General features: G+C 71.3%; 17 protein-coding genes. 9 read left to right on the top strand and 8 right to left on the bottom strand.

Features of this window, described 5'->3' with window-relative positions; all coding sequences use genetic code 11:
• The 6 genes from LMU33_RS00495 to LMU33_RS00470 form a co-directional block, all read right to left on the bottom strand.
• Positions 1-816, bottom strand: a complete 816-nt coding sequence (locus LMU33_RS00495; protein WP_228616846.1) for a carbohydrate ABC transporter permease — start codon at positions 814-816, stop codon at positions 1-3.
• A 23-nt stretch (positions 817-839) separates the two neighbouring features.
• Positions 840-1,805, bottom strand: coding sequence for a carbohydrate ABC transporter permease (locus LMU33_RS00490; RefSeq protein WP_228616208.1), 966 nt, complete (start codon positions 1,803-1,805; stop codon positions 840-842).
• A 20-nt stretch (positions 1,806-1,825) separates the two neighbouring features.
• Positions 1,826-3,091 carry an ABC transporter substrate-binding protein gene (locus tag LMU33_RS00485; RefSeq protein WP_228616206.1) on the bottom strand — a complete coding sequence of 422 codons (1,266 nt, stop codon included), beginning with the start codon at positions 3,089-3,091 and terminating at the stop codon, positions 1,826-1,828.
• A gap of 226 nt (positions 3,092-3,317) precedes the next feature.
• Entirely contained in the window at positions 3,318-5,198 is a 1,881-nt protein-coding gene (locus LMU33_RS00480; protein WP_228616204.1) for a glycoside hydrolase, read from the bottom strand.
• Positions 5,199-5,209: 11 nt separating this feature from the next.
• Entirely contained in the window at positions 5,210-6,460 is a 1,251-nt protein-coding gene (locus LMU33_RS00475) for an ROK family transcriptional regulator (protein WP_228616202.1), read from the bottom strand.
• 170 nt (positions 6,461-6,630) lie between these two features.
• Positions 6,631-7,893: an FAD-binding protein gene (locus LMU33_RS00470; RefSeq protein ID WP_228616200.1), complete on the bottom strand. Its 1,263-nt coding sequence runs from the start codon at positions 7,891-7,893 to the stop codon at positions 6,631-6,633.
• A gap of 157 nt (positions 7,894-8,050) precedes the next feature.
• Here LMU33_RS00470 and LMU33_RS00465 point away from each other — a divergent pair, with 157 nt between their 5' ends.
• From LMU33_RS00465 to LMU33_RS00435, 8 genes are all read left to right on the top strand, one after another.
• Positions 8,051-8,725, top strand: coding sequence for a pyridoxamine 5'-phosphate oxidase family protein (locus LMU33_RS00465; protein WP_228616198.1), 675 nt, complete (start codon positions 8,051-8,053; stop codon positions 8,723-8,725).
• Between the two features lie 58 nt (positions 8,726-8,783).
• Positions 8,784-10,127 (top strand): radical SAM protein, encoded by a 1,344-nt coding sequence (locus tag LMU33_RS00460; RefSeq protein WP_228616196.1) that lies wholly within the window; start codon positions 8,784-8,786, stop codon positions 10,125-10,127.
• A gap of 296 nt (positions 10,128-10,423) precedes the next feature.
• Positions 10,424-11,923, top strand: a complete 1,500-nt coding sequence (locus LMU33_RS00455) for a cellulose-binding domain-containing protein (RefSeq protein WP_228616195.1) — start codon at positions 10,424-10,426, stop codon at positions 11,921-11,923.
• 388 nt (positions 11,924-12,311) lie between these two features.
• Positions 12,312-13,628, top strand: a complete 1,317-nt coding sequence (locus tag LMU33_RS00450) for an alpha/beta hydrolase family protein (RefSeq protein WP_228616193.1) — start codon at positions 12,312-12,314, stop codon at positions 13,626-13,628.
• A gap of 94 nt (positions 13,629-13,722) precedes the next feature.
• Positions 13,723-13,851 carry a hypothetical protein gene (locus LMU33_RS41305; protein ID WP_283844070.1) on the top strand — a complete coding sequence of 43 codons (129 nt, stop codon included), beginning with the start codon at positions 13,723-13,725 and terminating at the stop codon, positions 13,849-13,851.
• 248 nt (positions 13,852-14,099) lie between these two features.
• Positions 14,100-15,212: a ribosome small subunit-dependent GTPase A gene (gene rsgA, locus LMU33_RS00445; RefSeq protein WP_228616191.1), complete on the top strand. Its 1,113-nt coding sequence runs from the start codon at positions 14,100-14,102 to the stop codon at positions 15,210-15,212.
• A gap of 73 nt (positions 15,213-15,285) precedes the next feature.
• Positions 15,286-16,698 carry a DNA-3-methyladenine glycosylase 2 family protein gene (locus LMU33_RS00440; RefSeq protein WP_228616844.1) on the top strand — a complete coding sequence of 471 codons (1,413 nt, stop codon included), beginning with the start codon at positions 15,286-15,288 and terminating at the stop codon, positions 16,696-16,698.
• Entirely contained in the window at positions 16,695-17,186 is a 492-nt protein-coding gene (locus LMU33_RS00435) for a methylated-DNA--[protein]-cysteine S-methyltransferase (RefSeq protein WP_228616189.1), read from the top strand. The genes LMU33_RS00440 and LMU33_RS00435 overlap by 4 nt, the downstream gene beginning before the upstream one ends.
• Positions 17,187-17,248: 62 nt before the next feature.
• Here LMU33_RS00435 and LMU33_RS00430 read toward each other — a convergent pair whose 3' ends face one another.
• Positions 17,249-17,632, bottom strand: a complete 384-nt coding sequence (locus LMU33_RS00430) for a PPOX class F420-dependent oxidoreductase (RefSeq protein ID WP_228616187.1) — start codon at positions 17,630-17,632, stop codon at positions 17,249-17,251.
• 171 nt (positions 17,633-17,803) lie between these two features.
• Between LMU33_RS00430 and LMU33_RS00425 the strand changes: the two genes are divergently transcribed.
• On the top strand, positions 17,804-18,991 hold the full coding sequence (locus LMU33_RS00425; protein WP_228616185.1) for an SGNH/GDSL hydrolase family protein: 1,188 nt from the start codon (positions 17,804-17,806) through the stop codon (positions 18,989-18,991).
• 164 nt (positions 18,992-19,155) lie between these two features.
• Here LMU33_RS00425 and LMU33_RS00420 read toward each other — a convergent pair whose 3' ends face one another.
• On the bottom strand, positions 19,156-19,638 hold the full coding sequence (locus LMU33_RS00420; protein WP_228616183.1) for a DUF456 domain-containing protein: 483 nt from the start codon (positions 19,636-19,638) through the stop codon (positions 19,156-19,158).
• Positions 19,639-19,886 lie beyond the last annotated feature (248 nt).

The following is a 19,886-nucleotide window of genomic DNA, read 5'->3' as shown; positions in this document are numbered from 1 at the left end:
TCAGCCCTTGATGCCGGTCTGCGCGATCCCCTGCACCAGCCAGCGCTGGAGGAAGAGGAACACGAACAGCAGCGGCAGGATGGAAATGGCGGCCGCCATGAAGATCTGGTGGAAGACGACGGTCTGGTTGGTGATGTACGACGAGAGCGCGACCTGGACGGTCCAGGAGTTCGGGTCCTGCCCGATGACCAGCGGCCACAGAAACGCGTTCCAGCCGTTGATGAACGTGATCGTCGCGATCGCCGCGAAGAAGTTCAGCGAGTTGGGGACGACGACCCGCCAGTACGCGCCCCAGTAGCCGAGCCCGTCCACGCGCGCCGCCTCCTCCAGCTCCTTGGGGAACCCGAGGAAGTACTGCCGGAACAGGAAACAGGTGAAACCACTGAACAGGCCCGGGATGATCAGGCCCCGGTAGCTGTCCACCCAGCCGAGCGACGACACCAGCACGAAACTGGGCACGAAGGTCACCGAGGTCGGGACCATCAGGGTGCCGAGGACGACGTAGAAGATCTTGTTGGCATGCCGGTACGGGATGCGGGCCAGGGCGTAGCCCGCGAGCGAGCACACCAGCAGGATGCCGGCGGTCATGGAGACGGCGACGACCAGGGAGTTCAGCAGCGACCGGGCGAACGGCACCGACGGGTCGTCGAACAGCTCGCCGATGTTGCCCCACTGCAGGTGCGTCGGGAAGAACTCCCAGTGCTCTCCGGTGATCCGGGCGTCGGTGGACAGGGCGTTGCGCAGCAGCACGTAGAACGGGACCAGGAAGAGGAAGGCGGCGACACCGGTGGCGATGCAGAGGCCGGTGTTTCCCATCACCCCGCCCCTGCGTTTCGTGGTCACTTGGACTCCTCCCCCCTTCCGAAGCCCATGATCCTGCCCTGGAACAGGGTCACGACGACGATCAGCGCGGTCAGGATGACGGCGCCCGCGCTGCCGGCGCCGTAGTCCTGTTCCGTGCCCAGGGCCGTGTAGTACAGCTCGACCAGCGGGGGGCGGCCCCAGGTCGTCTTGTCGAGCAGGTTGTAGAACTCGTCGAAGGCCTGGTACGCGGCGACGAGCAGCAGCAGGACCACCGCGGTGGACGTGGCGCGCAACTGGGGCAGCGTGATGTGCCGGAAGGTCTGCCAGCCCGGCCTGGCGCCGTCGATGGCGGCGGCCTCGTACAGCTCGGCCGGGATGTTCTGCAGCGCGGCCAGGAAGAGGATCATGTAGAAACCGGACTGCAGCCACAGCCGTGCCGAGACGATGACCAGCCAGTACCAGGGCGGATCGGGGCTCGCCAGCCAGGCGATGTCGTCGATACCGAACCAGCCGAGGACCGTGTTCATCAGGCCGAAGCGCACGCCGCTGAAGAGGGACATCTTCCAGATCAGCGACGCGGCCACATAGCTGCACGCGGTCGGCAGGAAGAACACCGACCGGAAGAACGCCCGCATGAACCGCAGCCGGTTCACCAGCAGGGCGAGGCCCAGCGACACGGCCCAGGTCGTCGGCACGATGAACGCGGCGAAGACGGTGAAGGTGCCGAGCGAGTGGACGAACTTGGGGTCCGTCAGCATGTACGTGTAGTTGTCGAAACCGATGAAGTTGCTCGGCGTGACCGTGAAGCGGGCGTCGAAGAAGCTGAGGTAGACGCTCCAGCCGATGGGCACGTAGATGAAGATGATCAGCCCGGCCAGGAAGGGGCTGACGAAGAGCCAGAAGTTGAAGGTGCGGCTGCCCCGCAGGCCCCGCCAGGTCCGGGCCGGTGCGGCCTTCGCCGGGGCGGGGCCCGTGAGGGCGGGCTTGGTGGTCGTCGACATGTCGTGGTCCGTCCGCGGGCCTATCCGAAGAGCTTCTTGAGCTCGCGGGTGACGGCCTTGTCGCAGGTGTCGAGAGCCGCCTCCGGGTCACCGTCCTTGCGGACGCAGTCGGCGATGACGTCCCAGGTCGCCTGGATCATGGCCTGGGTCCAGCCGATGTTGTCGAAGTGCCCGTAGTCGTTGAACAGCTTGACACCCTGGGCGGGCAGGCCCGACTTGAGCTTGGTGGCCGCCGCGGCGATCGAGGAGCGCGGCGGGATGTGGAAGCCGTACGAGGTCGCGAAGTCCTCCTGGTACTGCTTCTGGTCGACCCACAGCCACTTGACGTACTCCTTGGCCGCGTCGACGTTGTCGCCCTTGGCGTTGACGAACATCGACCAGCCGCCGTTGTAGACCGAGGGCTTGCCGGAGTCGACGGTCTTCGGGAAGGGGAAGATCCCGAGGTCGTCGCCGAGCGCCTGCTGGAACTGCGGCATGGCCCACATGCCGCAGAACTGGATGGCGCACAGGCCCTGGCTGAGCGAGGAGGGGTCCCAGAAGTCCGTCGGGGCGCCGAGGAGCAGATGGCCGCTGGCGAAGAGCCCCCGCAGCTTCTTCAGGCCCTCGATGACGCCGGGGGTGTGGTAGGCGATCCGGTTCTTGTCGTCGAGGGTGTCGGCGCCCGCGGACCAGATCAGCGGGTTGACGATCGAGTGCAGGTCGTTGCCGAGATAGACGCCCTTCATCTTGCCGGTGGTGAGCTTGGCGGCGGCCTCGATCAGCTCGTCGAGGGTCTCGGGGACCTTGACGCCGGCCTTCTCGAAGAGCGAGGGCCGGTAGAAGAAGAACTGGGGGTCGTCGATCATCCGGACGCCGTAGATCTTCCCGTCGACCGTGTGGGACTTGATGTCGGCCGCGTTGAAGTCGGCCTTGACCGGATCGACGATGTCGCTCAGGTCCGCCACCTGGCCGCTCTTGACCATCTGGATCTGCGGGTGGAACTCGAAGACATCGGGCGCGTTGTCGGTGAGCAGCGTGGCGAAGAGCTTGCTCTCGTAGTCGGCGCTGGTGATCCACTGCGTGGCCACGTCCGCCTTCTTGTACGCGGCGGCGTACCGCTTGAGTGCCTGCTCCACGCCCGGCTCGCCGTAGGCGTGGAACATCTGGGTGAGCCGCTTGCCCGAACCGCTGCCTCCGCCGCGGCCGTTGTTGCTGCCGCACGCGGCGAGCGGGGCGGCGACGGCCAGCCCGGCGGCGGCCCGGAGTATCGAGCGGCGGTCCCAGGTGCGGTTGCTCTGTGCCGACATGGTGACGTCCTTGTCTGTGGGTGCGGGTGCGGGTGCGGGTGCGACCTGCGGCTGAGGCTGGTGCGGGACGTTAACCTTCGGCTAATACTTCGGCAAGGGGTTGGACGAAGTCTGTTCGAAGAGTTGTGTCCGGTTCGGAATTCCGAACCGGCTGGCAGGGAAAGGGAGATGAGGGCCGCCGCGCCAGGGGAGTGGCGGGCGGCCCTCAGTCGGGGAAGAGCGGCGGCTACTGCCGGGTCCAGGCCTCGTTCGCACCGCCGTTGCAGCCGTAGAGATTCACCTTGCTGCCGTCGGCGGTCGCCTGTCCGCCGACGTCGAGGCACTTGCCCGACGCCTCGTTCACGATCTGCCCGTTGCCGTTCAGCAGCCACTGCTGGGTTCCGTCGTGCGTGGCCGCGGCGGTGGCCCTCAGGCCCGGACTCCCCGCCGTCAGGTAGCCGTTGACACCCTTCAGGGTGCCCTGGGTGTCGTACGACCAGGACTGGCCGGCCGCGCCCGTGCAGGAGGCGATCGCGGCTCCCGAGGCGTCGGCGGTCAGGCACTTGCCGGACTGCGTGCCCGTCAGGGCGCCGGTGAGCGCCGTGCTGCCCTGGTCCTTCTGGTCGAAGACGTAGGTCGTGATGGAGCGGGCGGCCAGGGTGGCGGAGACGGTGTGGCCGCTGACGGCGGGCTTCGCGACCTGCGCCCAGTTCTCGTCCGCCGAGGTCCGCACCGCCTGGCTGGCGCGCACCGGCGTCTTGCTGTTGAAGTGCAGGTTCAGCGCGGTGTCGGTGGTGTTGTGGTTGTTCACCACGACCACCCACTGCCCGGTGGGGGTGCCCCCGGGCGAGTCTGTTCGAGCCTGGGGGAGGTCGTACGACGACACCTCCACGCCGTCCGGAGCCCCGGTCACGTCGTGCGCGACCGCGCCCGGCCGGACGAACCTGCTGTACTGGCCCAGCGCGTAGTACCGCTTGGTGAAGTACAGCCTCTGGTCGCCGTTCGTCGCGTAGTCGGGGTCGTAGTAGATCAGGCCGTCGTTCCAGCCCTGGTCGTTCCTGGTGGCCGGATCGCTGCCGTAACCGCTGGCGAGCGCCACCCACCACTGGAACGCCGAGTCGTGGGAGGTCGCGAAGTCCTTGTAGATGATCCGCGACATCAGCAGCGCGTTGTCGATGGTCGGGTCGTACTCCTGGTTCCAGCCCGTGCTGCCCTTGCCGAAACAGCAGATCTCGGTGGCCCACGGCGACTTGCCGACCGACTTCGCCGTTTCGTAAACGCTTCCGAGCCGGCCGTCGTCCGGGTTGTCGTAGGTGTGATGGGCCAGCCTGGAGACGTACTGCGCGGTGCCGGGCTGAGTGATCCACTGCGGGACCTCGCTGGTGAACTGCGTGGTCCTGCTGGACTCGTCCGCGATGATGCCCGTCTTCCGGTGCCGGGCCCGCTGCTCGGCGCCCAGCGCCCGCACGATGTCGTCGCGCTGGTCGACGGGTACCGGCATGCCCTCCTGACCGCAGTCGGCGAAGCTGTTGTCCGGCTCGTTGAAGGGGCTGATGTAGTCCAGCCTCACGCCCTGCCGCGCGAAGTGGTCGGTCACGTCGGCGATGTACTTCGCGAAGTCGGTCTCGTGCTCCGGCTCCAGCCGGCCGCCGCAGCTCTTGGCGTTGGTCGTCCACTGGGCGGGCGCGCTGTTGACGAAGCCGATCAGATCCTTGACGCCGTACTGCGCGGCGTACTTCAGGAACGTCCGGCCGCCGTTGTCCTTGCTCCAGTCGTAGGAGCCGTCGGAGGCGAGGAAGTCCTCGGCGGCGCGGGCCGGGGTGGTGACCGCGACACCGCCGCCACCGATGTTGTAGCGGTACGAGCTCAGGTCCAACCCCTGTTCGGAGAAGAGGAGTCGGGCGACCCGGGCCTGGACCTTCGGGTCGAAGTGCTGGAGGTCGTTGACCCACCAGGCCCCGGACGCCCCGATGTTGTCGATGGTCTGGGCGGCGTGCGGGGAGACCTCGGCGGCGGCCGGAGCGGCCTCGGCGTTCGCGGAGGGGGAGGTGAGAAGGGCTCCGGTGACGGCCAGTGCGGCGGAGGCTGTCAGCAGCAGGGATCTCTTGCGGGGGTGAGACACGTGCATCCCTTCCGTCGTCATGAAGGCGGTGCGGTACGGCTCCTTGCGAGAGTGGTGCGCTTGGTGGTGCCCTGCCTCTGCCCGGCGGACTGCAGCGCCCCCTCCAGCGCGAACGTGGCCGCGCCCAGGGACACCGGGTCGGTGGGGATCGGGGAGAGGACGATCTCGGTGGCGGCCAGCGGCCGGCGCAGCGCGTGCCGGGCGACGGCCCGGCGGACCTCGCCGAGCAACGGCTCGCCCAGCCGGGCGGCGACCCAGCTGCTGAGCACGACCACTTCGGGGTTGAGCAGGTTGATCAGGTCGGAGATGCCGGCGCCCAGGTAACGGGCGGTGTCCCGGACCACCTTGAGGGCCACCGGGTCGTCCGCGCCGATCGCGCGGGCCAGGGCGTCGATGGTGGCGGTCTGGTCCCCAGGGTGCAACAGCGGGGACTGCGGGCTGAGCTCGCGCAGGTTCTGCATGATGCCGGGCGCGCCGACGTACGTCTCGACACAGCCGTGGTTGCCGCAGTGGCACAGGCGTCCGTCCAGCACGAGCGTGGTGTGGCCCCACTCGCCGGCACTGTTGCTCACCCCCCGGTGCAGGCCGCCGCCGAGGGCGAGGCCGGCGCCGACTCCCGTGCCCAGGTTGACCACGACCGCGTCCCCGCGGCCCCGCGCGGCCCCGAACCACAGCTCGGCCACCGCGCAGGCGCGCAGTGGATTGTCCAAGTACAGGGGATACGCGATCTGTTCGGCGAGCAGGTCGAGCAACGGCACGTCGTGCCAGTCCCAGTTGGGCGCGTACTCGGCGACGCCGGTGTCCCGGTCCACCTGGCCCGGCACACTCACCCCGACGCCGAGCACCCGGGCCGCCTCGACGCCTGCCTGTGCCACCACCGAGCCGACGGCCGTGGCCACATGCCCGACCACCTGCTCCGGGCGGCTCTCGCCGGGCCGCATGTCCTCGTCGGCGCGGGCCAGCACGTTCAACGCCAGGTCGAACAGCTCGACATGGACGTACGTCTCCGCGATGTCGACGCCGATCAACGCGCCCCCCGACGCGTTGACGGCGACCAGGCCCCGGGGCCGGCCGCCGGCGGAGTCCTCGAACCCCACTTCGGTGATCATGCGGAGGTCGAGCAACTCGCCGACCAGCGTGGCGACCGTGGCCAGGCTCAGTCCGGTGGCGGCGGCCAGCTCCTGCCGGGAGGTGGGAGACTCGGCGATGATCTGGCGCAGCACCTCGTAGCGGTTCGCGGTGCGGATGTCACGTGATGTGCGCTTCAACGCGGCTGCCCCTCCCATCCCGTCCGGCCAGTTCGGGCCGGGCGAGATCGGCACCGGCGCGGGCGCCAGGCTATGGGCTGGGAGGGAGTTTCGACAAGGGGTTAGGAAAGGGGCTGGAGGAAGTGGGGGAGCCCCTCACCGCCGACACCGCACAGCGGCGGATGCAGCCGTCAGTCGGCCAGGAGATCCGCCACGAGGGTGTTGGTGAACTTGCCGGCCGGATCCAGGGAGCGGGCCAGGTCGCGGAAGTCGTGGAGGCGTGTGTACCGTCGCCGGACCACCGGCGGCCGGATCGCGTACACCTTCCCCCAGTGCGGACGCGGATCGTAGCGGACCAGCGCCTCCTCCAGCCGGCGTACCACCGGCAGTACGGCCGCCTCGTCCCGCACCCAGGTGAAGTGCAGTGCCACCGAGTTACGCGCGTGAGCGGGGCTGAGCCACTGCGTGTCGGCGGCGACCGTCCGTACCTCGCAGGTCTGCAGGACACCGGCGACCGCAGACCGGATGGCGTCGATCCGCTCCAGCGCCTCCACCGCGGCCGGCCGCGGCAGCAGGTACTCCGACTGGATCTCCTCCCCGCTGCTCGGCGTGAACTCCGCCCGGAAGTGCGGCAGCCGCTCGTGCCACGGACCCGGCACGCCCAGCTGTGCGGTGCAGTTGCCCGCGGGCATGCCCGGCACCGGGTGCAGCGGCACCTTCGCGGGTGCGGCCCACGGGAAGTCCACCGCCGGCTGGTCGGTACGCCGCTTGACCCACACCTGCCGGAACCCCGGCTCCCGCCAGTCGGTGAACAGGCTCACGCTGTATCCGGCGGCCGCCACGGCGGCGAAGTCCAGCCCCTCCAGCGGGAGTTCCGTGAACACGTGCTGCTCGACCTCGTACGCCGGCTCCAGGTCGAGGGTGAGCGCGGTGACGACGCCGAGCGCGCCGAGTGAGGTCACTGCGCCGTCGAACCGCGGGTCGCTCCGGTCGATCGTCACCGTCGAGCCGTCCGCGACGACCAGCTCCACCTCCCGTACGGCAGAGGCGAGCGGCCCGTTGCCGACGCCCGACCCATGGGTGCCGGTCGCCACCGAACCGGCCACCGAGATGTGCGGCAGGGACGCCATGTTGGCCAGGGCGAGGCCGTGCGCGTGGACGGCCCGGGCCAGTTCGGCGTAACGGACCCCGCCCGCGACCCGGACCGTGCGCGCGGCCGTGTCGACCTCGATCACCGGCGGCAGACCGGCCGTGGACAGCAGGACACCGTCCGGCCCCGGGTCGGCGATCCGGTTGAAGGAGTGCCCGCTGCCCAGCACCCGCACCCGGGCACTGCGCGCCACCAGCGCCGTCAGCGCGTCGAGCGTGCGCGGACGGTGGAACTCCCGCGCGGTGTAGGTGATGGTGCGCGACCAGTTGGTGACCGCCCCGGCGGTCTCGGCCGTCCCTGTCACAGTTGCGTCCCTCCCGGAGAGTGCGTCTGCGCCGACCCTCTCATCCACTGCGGGCCAGAGAAGAGCTCTTCTGCGGATTTCGTTGTCGTAACCGTATCCATCGACGTATTCGAAATTTCACTGGCTTGCTGTATGCGATATCGGTACCTTTCGATCCATGACCCAGGAGCCGCTTCCCGCCCGCCTGCCCGTGACCGACCGCACCCGCCACCGGCGGCTGCGCGAGCAGGGCAGTCTGGAGCGGGCGGAGCTGGCGGCGATCCTCGACGCCGCGTTCGTCTGTCACCTCGGGGTGCTGGTGGAGGGACGGCCGGTCGTCGTGCCCACCGTGTACGGGCGGGGCGAGCGGTGGCTGTATCTGCACGGGTCCGTGGCCAGCCGCAGCCTCGCCGGCGACACGCCGGTGTGCGTGACCGTCACCCACGTGGACGGGCTCGTGCTCGCCCGGTCCGTCTTCGAGCACGGCGTCAACTACCGCAGCGCCATGATCCACGGCACGGCGCGCAAGGTCACCGACCCCGAGGAGAAGCTGGAGGGGCTGCGCCGGCTCACCGAGCACTCCGCACCCGGCCAGTGGTCGTACGCCCGCCGCCCCAGCCGGAAGGAACTGGCGGCCACCACCCTCCTCGCCCTGTCCCTGGAGGAGGCCTCCGTCAAGATCCGCACCGGCGCCCCGGACGACGGGGACAGCCCCGACGCGGCCCTCGGCCTGTGGGCCGGGGTGCTGCCGCTGAGCACGGTCTGGGGCACCCCGGAGCCCGACCCGGCGCTGCCGGCCGGAACCGCCGTACCGGACCACGTCGCGCGCCGTGCGGGGACCCGGCACGGCTGAGCCGCAGGCGGGGGCATACGGTGTGAGACGTACGCCTGAACCGGGAGGAGACAGACGGATGGGCAGTCGTACCGCGCTGGTCGAGGATCTGATGGAGCGGTTCCCGCACGTGCCACGGGAAGCCGTCTTCAAGGAGGACCTGCTCCGCGGCGGCGTCGCCTTCGACCCCTCCGCCCTCAGCGACAACGAGAGCGGCGAGGTCAAGCCGAAGTCGTACTTCATCTTCTCCTTCGACCACGGCACCCTGCCCGAGCTCGGCGAGGCGGCGCTGCGGCGCCCGCCGGAGGAGATCATCCTCACCGGCGGCCCGTACGACCTGCGGCGCACGGTCGTCTCCGTACGGGTGAACCCGGCCTCGCCGTACCGGGTGGCAGCCGACGACGAGGGGCTGCTCGGGCTCTACCTCGACGGGAAGCGGATCGCCGACGTCGGCGTGCCGCCGATGCCGGAGTACTACCGGCACACCCTCTCCAACGGGAAGTCCGTGATGGAGGTGGCCCCGACCATTCAGTGGGGTTACCTGATCTATCTCACCGTTTTCCGCGTCTGCCAGTACTTCGGCGCCAAGGAGGAGTGCCAGTACTGCGACATCAACCACAACTGGCGCCAGCACAAGGCGGCCGGGCGGCCGTACACCGGTGTGAAGGACGTCGAGGAGGTGCTGGAGGCCCTCGAGATCATCGACCGGTACGACACCCAGAAGTCCTCCACCGCCTACACCCTGACCGGCGGCGCCATTACGAAAACGGTTGCCGGGCGGGACGAGGCCGACTTCTACGGCCACTACGCCAAGGCCATCGAGGAGCGCTTCCCGGGCCGCTGGATCGGCAAGGTCGTCGCCCAGGCGCTGCCCAAGGCGGACGTGCAGCGGTTCAAGGACTACGGCGTGCAGATCTACCACCCCAACTTCGAGGTGTGGGACCGCCGGCTGTTCGAGCTGTACTGCCCCGGCAAGGAGCGTTACGTCGGCCGCGACGAGTGGCACAAGCGGATTCTCGACTCCGCGGACGTCTTCGGTGCGCGCAACGTGATCCCGAACTTCGTGGCGGGCGTGGAGATGGCCGAGCCGTTCGGTTTCACGACGGTGGACGAGGCGATCGCGTCGACCACCGAGGGGCTGCGCTTCTTCATGTCGCACGGCATCACGCCGCGCTTCACCACCTGGTGCCCGGAGCCCACCACCCCGCTCGGCAAGGCCAACCCTCAGGGCGCGCCGCTGGAGTACCACATCCGCCTCCTCCAGGCCTACCGTCAGACGATGGAGGACTTCGGGCTGTCCTCCCCGCCCGGATACGGTCCGCCCGGACCCGGCCGCGCCGTCTTCTCCGTCAGCTCCTTCATGGACAGCCTGCCGGCGGACGACCGGGCGGCGGACGCCACGGAGGCGCCGGCCGAGGTGTGATGGCGCGCACCGGACCGGCGGGAGGCGGTGAGCGGAACGGCGGGACGGCGGGACGGCGGAACGATGAGCGGAAGGGTGGAACGGGTGAGCGGAACGGCGCCCGCATCCGTACTTCTGGCCGGAGTTGCGGGCTCGTAGCGTCGCGCATCCGCCCCGCCACCATCGGTAACCGGATGTGAACAGGCCGCTTGTCAGTTGTGTCGAGGACGTGAAAGGCTCTGTGCCCTGCCGCGAGGTTCCCTACAACTTCCTTCGCCCTATGGTGAGTTGACCTCGCTCGTGGATGCAGGAGTCCCATGCCCGACCTGCCGACCCCCCAGGACGCCACCGAGGCCGCGCTGTTCTCGGAGGGCTGGGACGCGGTGCTCAGTTACGCGGACCTGTGCACCTCCGGATCCATGACCGCCCACCAACTGGCGACCGAGGCCTTCACGCTCGGCATGCGCGAGGTCCGCGCGGCGGCGAGCACCCATGTGCGCGGCGCGGGCCGCCGTACCGCCCGGCTGCCCACCATCCCGGCGCTGCTCACCGCCGTACGCGACACTGCCGCCGCCTGGGAGGCAGAGGGCCAGGGCCACAAGCTCGACCCCGACCTGCGGCTGTGGCTCAACTCCGCCAAGGCCGCCCGCTACACGGGCCCGCCGCTCCAGCGCCCGGTCGCGCTGCGCGGCCTGAGGGACATGCAGGAGGCCGACGCCTCGCTGCTGTGGCTGGCCGAGGTGGAGGCGCTGCCCCTGCCCACCGTCGCCCGCCGGCTCGGCCTGGACCCGGCCACCGTCGCCGACGAACTCGACCAGGTCCGCACCCTCTTCAGGGACCGCTGCCACCGCGCCCACCTGGACACCCCGATGGACGCGCAGTGCCGCTCCTACGCCCGTCTGCTGGACGCGGTCACCCGCTCACCGGCCGCCGACACCCCCGACGACCTCTCCCGGCACCTCGCGACCTGCGTGCGCTGTGCCGAGGCCGCCGCGTGCCTGCGCCTGCACGGCGGCGCGCTGCCCGCCGCGCTCGCCGGCGGGGTCATCGGCTGGGGCGGCCTCGCCTACCTGGAACGCCGCCGCCGCGCCGCCGAGGTCCGCCTCGGCGCCGGCCGCCCCGCCGGCGCCGACCCCGCGTCCGGCGATCCGGCGGAGGGCACCGGCCGCACCCGCGCCCTGCGTGGCACCCTGCTTGCCGCCGCCGTGCTGCTGTCGGCACTGGCACTCGGTGTGTCGATGATGCCGTACGGCGGCTCCGGCGACGACAGCGCCGCCGCCCGGGACGACCGGCAGCCGGTCGCCGCCGACCCCAGCTTCTCCCGGACCGACACCCCGCCCGGCTCCCCGACGGCACCGGCGGCCACGCTCTCCGCGACGCCCACACGGACACCGACACCCACGCCGGCCGGCTCCGGTCGTGAGCAGCCCGACCCCGAACCCCAGGGCAGCACCTCCTCGACCGCGCACCCTTCCGGCCCCGGCGGCTCCAGCGGCCCCGCGGCCGACTGCCGGGTCGCCTACGACCTCGTCAACGAATGGCCCGACGGCTTCCAGGCCACCGTCACCGTCACCACCGACCGGCCCCTGGACGGCTGGAACGTGTCCTGGGCCTTCCGCGACGGCCAGCAGGTCGGCCAGATGTGGGACGCCACCGCCCACCAGAGCGGCTCCCGGGTCACCGCCACCGCAGCCGACTACAACAAGGCCGTCGCCGCGCACGGCACGCTGTCCTTCGGGTTCATCGGCACCTGGCACGACCGGAACCGGGCGCCGTACGGTTTCACGCTCAACGGGGCGTCCTGCACGGCCGGCTGAGCACGCCGTACGGAAAACGCATCGACGAGGAGGTGTCGACCGATGGCTGTCATTGCGCTGGGTGCTGCCCGCATCCAGGGATCCATCAAGTCCACCTCCGTGGCCACCGGCTGAACCCACCGCGCGCCGAACGCGCCTGCCCGGGGCCACCCTTGGCAAGGGTCTCCCTTGACTTCCACCTCTGCTGGTCCGCCGCCCTGGCTCCCTATGGCTGGGACGAGTCGCTTGGTCCGGCTGCTCGTTCCGCCCGCTGCCGCGGTGAACGCCGGCGGCCCGAAATCCGTAGGCCACTGTGGCGGTACGGGTGCGCAATCCGATCGCCAGTTCCTCGAACGCTGCACAACAAAGGGGTCCCATGAAACACCGTCGACCGCGCCACCGTCGCAGAGTGATCGCCAGAGCGGTCGGTACGGCCGGTACGCTGGCCATCGCCCTGGGTGCGGGGATGACGCCGGCGATGGCCGCAGGGAAGACGGCCGGCAAGCCCACCGCCACCGGGTTCTCGCCCGACCGGCCCGACCAGGACGACGCGCCCTGGGCGCCCCAGCACGACGAGGTGCCGAAGCAGCACAAGGCCGTCCGTCCGGAGGCCGTCACGCCCCGCGCGGGCACGTCCGCCCTGCAGCTCGGTCTGCCCGCGCCGACCGGGCGCCACGGCGTGGGCACGATCAGCCTGCACCTCGTCGACAAGTCCCGCACGGACCCGTACGTGCCCGGCAGCAAGCCGCGCGAGTTGATGGTGTCGTTCTGGTACCCGGCCGCCTCCACCCGCGGTCACTACGCGGCACCGTGGATGCCGTCAGCCTCCGGCGCCCACTTCCTCGCCTCCCAGGGCCTGACGCCACAACAGGTGACGTTGCCGAAGACCGCGGGCCATGTCCTCGCCCCGGTCGACACCAAGCTCGGCAAGCTGCCCGTCCTGCTGTACTCCAGCGGGCTGCACTCGGACCGCGCGAGGGGCACCGTGCTCGCCGAGGACCTCGCCAGCCGCGGCTACCTCGTCGTCACCGTCGACCACACCCACGACGCCAACGAGGTGCAGTTCCCCGACGGACGGGTCGAGGTCAACACCATGCCGGCCGGCGCGCACTCCTCCGACACGCTCAACGTGCGCGCTGCCGACATCCACTTCGTCATCAACCAGCTCGCCACGATCGCCAAGGGCGGCAACCCGGACGTCGACCACGCCAGGCTCCCCACCGGGCTGACGAAGTCCGTGGACATGTCCCGCATCGGGATGTTCGGCGCTTCGCTGGGCGGCGCGGCGGTCGACACCGCCATGCAGCTCGACCACCGCATCGCCGCAGGCGCCAATCTGGACGGTCAGTTCTTCGGCTCGGCGCCGAGCAAGGACCTGGACCGGCCCTTCATGCTCTTCAGCTCCGGCACCCACAACCGCAACAACGACGGTTCGTGGCGCACGCTGTGGTCGCATCTGAAGGGATACCGGGTCGACATCCAGCTCCACGGCGCGGCGCACGTGTCGTTCGTCGACGACGAGGCGATGGCGCCACAGGAGGCGAGCCTGCTCGGACTCACGCCGGCCCAGCTCCAGCAGGTGTACGGCACCATCGACCCCAACCGCGCGATCGAGATCCAGCGCGTCTACCTCGCCGCCTTCTTCGACAAGGAACTGCGCCACCAGCACAGCACCCTGCTCGACGGCCCCGACAAGAAGTACCCGGAGATCTCCTTCGTCCGCTGAACGGGGCATCCGGAGGGCCGGCCCTGCATGCGGGCCGCCCTTCGGATGTGCTGAACAGCGACCGCTTCCTCCAACCCCTGTCCACCCAGTGCTGTTGAGCATGCGCGACTGCCCTCGACGCCTGGGCACCGAGGACGCGTTCACCGTGTACCTCGCCGCTCTGCGTGCCAGGCAGAAGCGCAAGCGGAACCTGATGCGGCTCCTCGACCAGCGCGGTCCGTGACCCCGCCGGAAAATCGGTGGCGCCGGAACGCGGCCGCCTCTACGGTGAGATCCGCTTCACGCAGTGGCTGTCCGCCGCTGCTGTCGGCTTGGTGAGAAACGGGAGGTGTGACCGATGGCTGTCTCTGTGATGGGCGCTGCCCGCAACCAGAAGTTCGTCCACTCCACCTCCGTGGTCTCCGGCTGACCTCACTCTTCTCCCGCGCCCGTGAGCGCGGCGCCGAGGCCACCCTTGTGAAGGGTCCTCCCTTGTCTTTCTCTTCTCTCGCGGGTTCGTCCTCACCTTCCTCGCACCCCCTCGCCCCGTACGGCTGGGACGAGGGCTGGGAAGCCGAGTTCGCTCCCTACGCCGAGCAGGGTCTCCTGCCCGGCCGTGTCGTACGGGTCGACCGGGGCCAGTGCGACGTCGTCACCGCCGACGGAACCGTCCGGGCCGACACCGAGTTCGTCGTTCCCCGTGACCCGATGAAGGTCGTGTGCACGGGGGACTGGGTCGCGCTCGACCCCGGCGGTGATCCGCGGTACGTCCGCGCGTATCTGCCACGCCGCACCGCCTTCGTGCGCTCCACCTCCTCCAAGCGGTCCGACGGGCAGATCCTCGCCGCCAACGTCGACCACGCCGTCGTCGCCGTGTCGCTCGCCGTCGACCTCGACCTCGGCCGCATCGAACGCTTCCTCGCCCTGGCCTGGGAGTCCGGCGCACAGCCCGTCGTCGTCCTCACCAAGGCCGACCTGGTGCCGGACCCGGTCACCCGCGCCCACCTCGTGCAGGACGTGGAGACGAGCGCGCCCGGTGTGCCGGTGCTCACTGTCAGCGCCCTGCACGGCGACGGGCTCGACGTCCTCGTCGCGCTCGTCGGCTCCGGTACGTCCGTGCTGCTCGGCCAGTCCGGCGCGGGCAAGTCCACGCTGGCCAACGCGCTCGTCGGCGCGGACGTCATGGACGTACGGGCCGCCCGGGACGTCGACGGCAAGGGGCGGCACACCACGACCACCCGCAACCTGCTCACCCTGCCCTCGGGCGGGGTCCTCATCGACACACCCGGGCTGCGGGGCGTCGGCCTGTACGACGCCGAGAGCGGGGTCGGCCAGGTGTTCGCCGAGATCGAGGAACTGGCCGAGCGGTGCCGCTTCCACGACTGCGCCCACCAGACCGAACCGGACTGCGCGGTGCGCTCCGCCGTGGAGAACGGGGAGCTCCCCCAGCGCAGGCTGGAGAGCTACCGCAAGCTGGTGCGGGAGAACCAGTGGATCGTGGCCAAGACCGATGCGCGGGTGCGTGCGGAGCTTCGGCGGGACTGGAGGAGGAAGGGCGCCGAGGGGAGGGCGGCGATGGAGATCAAGCGGGGGCACTGGAAGTAGTCCCCCCAGTTCAGCGCCATGTCCGATTTCCGCTAGCCCCGGCCTCCTCCGCCGCCGCACACTGGAACACGTGATGGACGAGGACACCAGGTACGAAGCCGTACGCAGCCGGGACGGCAGGTTCGACGGAGTCTTCTTCTTCGCCGTCGAGACCACCGGGATCTACTGCCGGCCCAGCTGTCCGGCGGTGACGCCGAAGCGGCACAACGTGCGGTTCTTCGCGACGGCCGCCGCCGCGCAGGGCTCCGGGTTCCGGGCCTGCCGGCGGTGCCGGCCGGACGCCGTGCCGGGGTCGGCGGAGTGGAACGTGCGGGCGGACGTCGTCGGGCGGGCCATGCGGCTGATCGCGGACGGTGTCGTGGACCGCGAGGGCGTCGCCGGGCTCGCCGCGCGGCTCGGCTACAGCGCGCGGCAGGTCCAGCGGCAGCTCACCGCGGAACTCGGCGCCGGGCCCGTGGCGCTCGCCCGGGCCCAGCGGGCGCACACCGCGCGGGTGCTGCTGCAGACCACCGAACTCCCGGTCACCGAGATCGCGTTCGCGTCCGGCTTCGCCAGCGTGCGGCAGTTCAACGACACCGTCCGGGAGGTGTACGCCTCGACGCCCACCGAGCTGCGGGCCGCCCCCCGGGGCCGGAGTGCCTCCCGGGGCCGCGGCGTCCGCCGGGCCGCCCCCGGCGCCGGGATCCCGCTGCGGCTCGCCTACCGCGGGCCCTACCAGGCCGCCGCCGTCCTCGACCAGCTCGCGACGGAGGCGGTAACCGGTGTCGAGGAGGTTTCCGGTGCGCCGGGCGGCCGTACCTACCGGCGTACGCTGCGGCTGCCGTACGGGACCGGAATCGTCGCCGTCGAGGAGCGCACCCGGGAGCCGAGGACCGGCACCGGCACCCGTCCGGGCGGCTGGCTCGACGCGCGGCTGCACCTCACCGACCCACGGGACCTGACCACCGCGGTGCAGCGGCTACGGCGCCTGTTCGACCTCGACGCCGACCCGTACGCCGTCGACGAGCGGCTCGGCACCGACCCGCGGCTCGGCCCGCTGGTCGCCGCCCGGCCCGGGCTGCGCTCGCCCGGCGCCGTCGACCCCCCGGAGGCCGCCGTCCGCGCCCTGGTCGGGAAGGACGGCGCGCAGGAGCTGGTGCGGCGCTACGGCAAGGTGCTCGACGCGCCCTGCGGCAGCCTCACCCATCTCTTCCCCGAGCCGGCCGTCCTCGCCGAGGCCGAGCCGGACGGGCCGCTGGGGGCGCTGGCCGCCGCCCTCGCCGACGGCACCGTACGGCTGGACCCTGGCGCCGACCGGGACGACGCGCGGGACGCCCTGCTCGCCCTGCCGGGGATGGATCCGGCCACCGTCGCCGCCGTACGCGTGCGGGCCCTCGGCGATCCCGACGTCGCCCCGCCCGGCGCGGAGGTGCCCGACGACTGGCGGCCCTGGCGCTCGTACGCCGTCCAGCATCTGCGGGTTGCAGGGGAGTGGAACGACCGATGACAACCGTTTACTGGACGCGACTCGACGCTCCCGTGGGCCGGTTGCTGCTCACCGCCGACGCCGACGGGGCGCTCACCTCGCTGTCCGTGCCGGGGCAGAAGGGCGGGCGGAGCGTGCAGGACGGCTGGCGGCGAGACGACGGCCCGTTCCGGGCCGTCGCCGACCAGCTCGCCGCCTACTTTGCCGGTGAACTCAACGAATTCCGGCTGCCGTTGAGCCCGCACGGCACCGAGTTCCGGCAGCGGGTGTGGGCCGCGCTGGACGAGGTGCCGTACGGCGCCACCGTCACCTACGGGGAGATCGCCGCGCGGATCGGGGCCTCCCGCGCGGCGGTTCGCGCCGTCGGCGGGGCGATCGGCGCCAACCCCCTGCTGATCGTGTGCCCGTGCCACCGGGTCATCGGCGCGGACGGATCGATGACCGGGTACGCGGGCGGAGTCGAACGGAAGGTGTGGCTGCTCACCCTGGAGGGCGCGCTCACCGCTTAGGCCCGGCCCGGCGGACGCCAACTCCTCCTCGGCGTCCGGAATCTGCTTGCCAACTCCTCTTGCTACTCCTCCTCCTGCTCCTCCCCCAGACCCCAGCTGTGCACCCGGCGGGGATGGATGCGGATCACCTCCTCGCTCAAGTGCGGGCCCAAGTCGTGTGGCCCGACGAGGAGTTCGGCCTCGCCGCGGATGTCCACACCGCGCACCCGCCAGGGCCGCAGGCTCGCGATGTCGTCCACGACCAGGGCGACCTTCGGGTTCTGCCGGAGATTGCGCCACTTCTTCGTCGTCCCCATCGCGTAGCCGCCGATCAGGATCGTGCCGTCGTCCTGGACGACGAAGCCCACCGGGTTCGCCTGCGGCTGGCCGTGCGGGTCGACCGTGGCCATCCGGCCCAGCCGCTGCGACGCCAGATACGCGCGCTCCGCCTCGCTGAATTCGGTCATGACGGCAGCCAAGCACGCCGGCCCGCTCCGCACATCGGCTCCAGGCCCTAGGGCCGCCGCCCTACGCCCGGTTGCGCCGAGTGGGTGGACCGCCGTCGAGGGTGCGGTGGCCGGGTCCGGCCGTGTGGCACGGTCTGCTCCGACGGGCAACGGGGAAGGGCGGGTGCGGAGATGGCCGGTGCCGGAAAGATCCTTACGGTGCTGCTGCTGGCGATGCTGCCGGGCACGAGGGCACCGGCCGTGGCGGAGCCGGCGCCACCGCCCTGGACGGGCAGCTGGGAGACCGCGCCGTCGGGAACCGCTTCCGCACTGCCCGGCGCCGCGATCCGCAATGTCGTCCACCTCAGCGTCGGCGGTACGGCCGTGCGCATCCGGCTCGGAAACCGTTTCGGCACCGCGCCGTTGCGGCTCGGCGCGGTCACCGTGGCGCTGCGCCGGGGGACCGGCCCCGGCGCGGTGCCCGGCACCCTGCACACCGCCACCTTCCACGGCGCCCCGACGGCAACCGTCCCGCCCGGCCAGGACACGGTCACCGACCCGGTGCCGCTGCCCGTCCCGGCCGCCGCCGACCTCCTCGTCACCGTGTACACCCCCGGGGACGACGGACCCGCCACCTACCACCAGACCGCCCTGCAGACCAGCTACGTCGCCCCGGACGGCGCGGGGCGGGCCGCCGACGAGGGCGGCGCCGCCTACACCACCACCGTCAGCCGCTGGTACTACGTCACCGGCGTCGACGTCCTCGGCACCACCTCGGGCAGCATCGTCGCGTTCGGCGACTCCCTCACCGACGGAAACGGTTCCACCCCCGACACCAACCACCGCTGGCCCGACCGGCTCGCCGAACGGGTGCGTGCGGACCGGCTCGGAGTCCTCAACGCCGGAATCTCCGGAAACCGTTTGCTACGCGACGGCACCGGACCGAGCGCCCTCACCCGCCTGGACGCCGACGCCCTCGACCGGGCCGGGGTACGGATCCTGGTCGTCCTGGAGGGCATCAACGACATCAAGGGCACACCGAAGGCCGACGACGTCACCGCCTACGCCGACGCCTACCGCACCCTCGTCGCCCGCGCCCACGCCCGGGGCATCCGCGTCGTCGGCGTCACCCTCACCCCGTACCGGGGCTTTTCCGCCTACTCGGACGCCCGCGAGGCGGTACGGCAGCAGGTGAACGCGTTCATCCGCACCGGCGGCATCTTCGACGCGGTCGCCGACGCCGACGCCGCGCTCCGCGACCCCACCGACCCGACTCGCCTCCTGCCCGCCTACGACCCCGGCGACCACCTGCACTTCAACGACACCGGGATGGCAGTGGTGGCCGAGACGGTGCGCGGAGCCATGGGCGCGGTGCGGTGACGGGGCCGGCCGGGCCGGCGGGGTGCCGCGGCGCCCAGCCGTGCCTCCTGGGGGTCCTCCCAGGCCCTTAAGGCACGGGGGGAGGCCCGACTTGCCCGCAGCTACGACGTGCCGGTGTGGTCGGTGGTCGGTGGCCGATGACGGGCAGATGGCCCGGCGATCGCTCAGCCCCACAGCACCGCCCCCAGCCACGCCCCCGCGATCAGCAGGCAGGCGAACAGTTCCGCCAGGACGCTGGAGCCGCCCGAGCGCATCGTCGTGCGGAGGGCGACCATCGCCTCGCCGTGCCGGCCCAGGCGCAGCCGCTCGTACAGATAGATGCCGGCCACGAAGCCCGGCACAGCGCCCAGCACCGGCAGCAACACGAAGCCGAGGAACGCCCCGGCGCCCGCGTACACGGCCATCCGCGGTGTGGCGCCGCTCTGGCGGAGCCGGCGCGGGGGCAACGCCGTGCGGACCGCCAGCGACAGCAGCAGCACCGCGCCGGCCCCCATCAGGACGGCCCAGCTCAGGGGCCGCGGGTCGGTGAGCGCCCACCACAGCACCGCGGCCCACACCAGCCACGACCCCGGCACCCCGGGCACCAGCACTCCGCACAGGCCGAGCGCGACGACCACACCGACCAGCAGGAGTTCCCACACTCCCATCTGCCCAGAGTGCCGGAGAAGGCGGACGGGGGCAGGTGAGGGGGGCCGAGGGCGGACGAACGGCGGGAGAGGGCGGACGACGGCGGTGACGGCGGACAAGGGCGGGTGACGGCAGGCGACGGCGGGTGGCGGCGGACGACGGCGGGTGACGGCGGACGATGGCGCGTGGCGGCTGGTGGCGGCTGATGGCGGCAGGTGACGGCGGGTGGCGGCGGACGGCGGCGCGTGGCGGCAGGTGATGGTGGTGG

The sequence above is a fragment of the Streptomyces barringtoniae genome (assembly GCF_020819595.1).
GTDB lineage: Bacteria > Actinomycetota > Actinomycetes > Streptomycetales > Streptomycetaceae > Streptomyces > Streptomyces barringtoniae.
Note: the sequence above shows the minus strand (reverse complement) of the source record. Positions and strands in the feature narration are given on the sequence as shown.

What these genes read in the sequence shown, in the direction of transcription:
- LMU33_RS00495 (WP_228616846.1), bottom strand. Translation starts at nt 816, where the DNA reads ATGGGAAACACCGGCCTCTGCATCGCCACCGGTGTCGCCGCCTTCCTC.
- LMU33_RS00490 (WP_228616208.1), bottom strand. Translation starts at nt 1,805, where the DNA reads ATGTCGACGACCACCAAGCCCGCCCTCACGGGCCCCGCCCCGGCGAAG.
- LMU33_RS00485 (WP_228616206.1), bottom strand. Translation starts at nt 3,091, where the DNA reads ATGTCGGCACAGAGCAACCGCACCTGGGACCGCCGCTCGATACTCCGG.
- LMU33_RS00480 (WP_228616204.1), bottom strand. Translation starts at nt 5,198, where the DNA reads ATGCACGTGTCTCACCCCCGCAAGAGATCCCTGCTGCTGACAGCCTCC.
- LMU33_RS00465 (WP_228616198.1), top strand. Translation starts at nt 8,051, where the DNA reads ATGACCCAGGAGCCGCTTCCCGCCCGCCTGCCCGTGACCGACCGCACC.
- LMU33_RS00460 (WP_228616196.1), top strand. Translation starts at nt 8,784, where the DNA reads ATGGGCAGTCGTACCGCGCTGGTCGAGGATCTGATGGAGCGGTTCCCG.
- LMU33_RS00455 (WP_228616195.1), top strand. Translation starts at nt 10,424, where the DNA reads ATGCCCGACCTGCCGACCCCCCAGGACGCCACCGAGGCCGCGCTGTTC.
- LMU33_RS00440 (WP_228616844.1), top strand. Translation starts at nt 15,286, where the DNA reads ATGGACGAGGACACCAGGTACGAAGCCGTACGCAGCCGGGACGGCAGG.
- LMU33_RS00435 (WP_228616189.1), top strand. Translation starts at nt 16,695, where the DNA reads ATGACAACCGTTTACTGGACGCGACTCGACGCTCCCGTGGGCCGGTTG.
- LMU33_RS00430 (WP_228616187.1), bottom strand. Translation starts at nt 17,632, where the DNA reads ATGACCGAATTCAGCGAGGCGGAGCGCGCGTATCTGGCGTCGCAGCGG.
- LMU33_RS00425 (WP_228616185.1), top strand. Translation starts at nt 17,804, where the DNA reads ATGGCCGGTGCCGGAAAGATCCTTACGGTGCTGCTGCTGGCGATGCTG.
- LMU33_RS00420 (WP_228616183.1), bottom strand. Translation starts at nt 19,638, where the DNA reads ATGGGAGTGTGGGAACTCCTGCTGGTCGGTGTGGTCGTCGCGCTCGGC.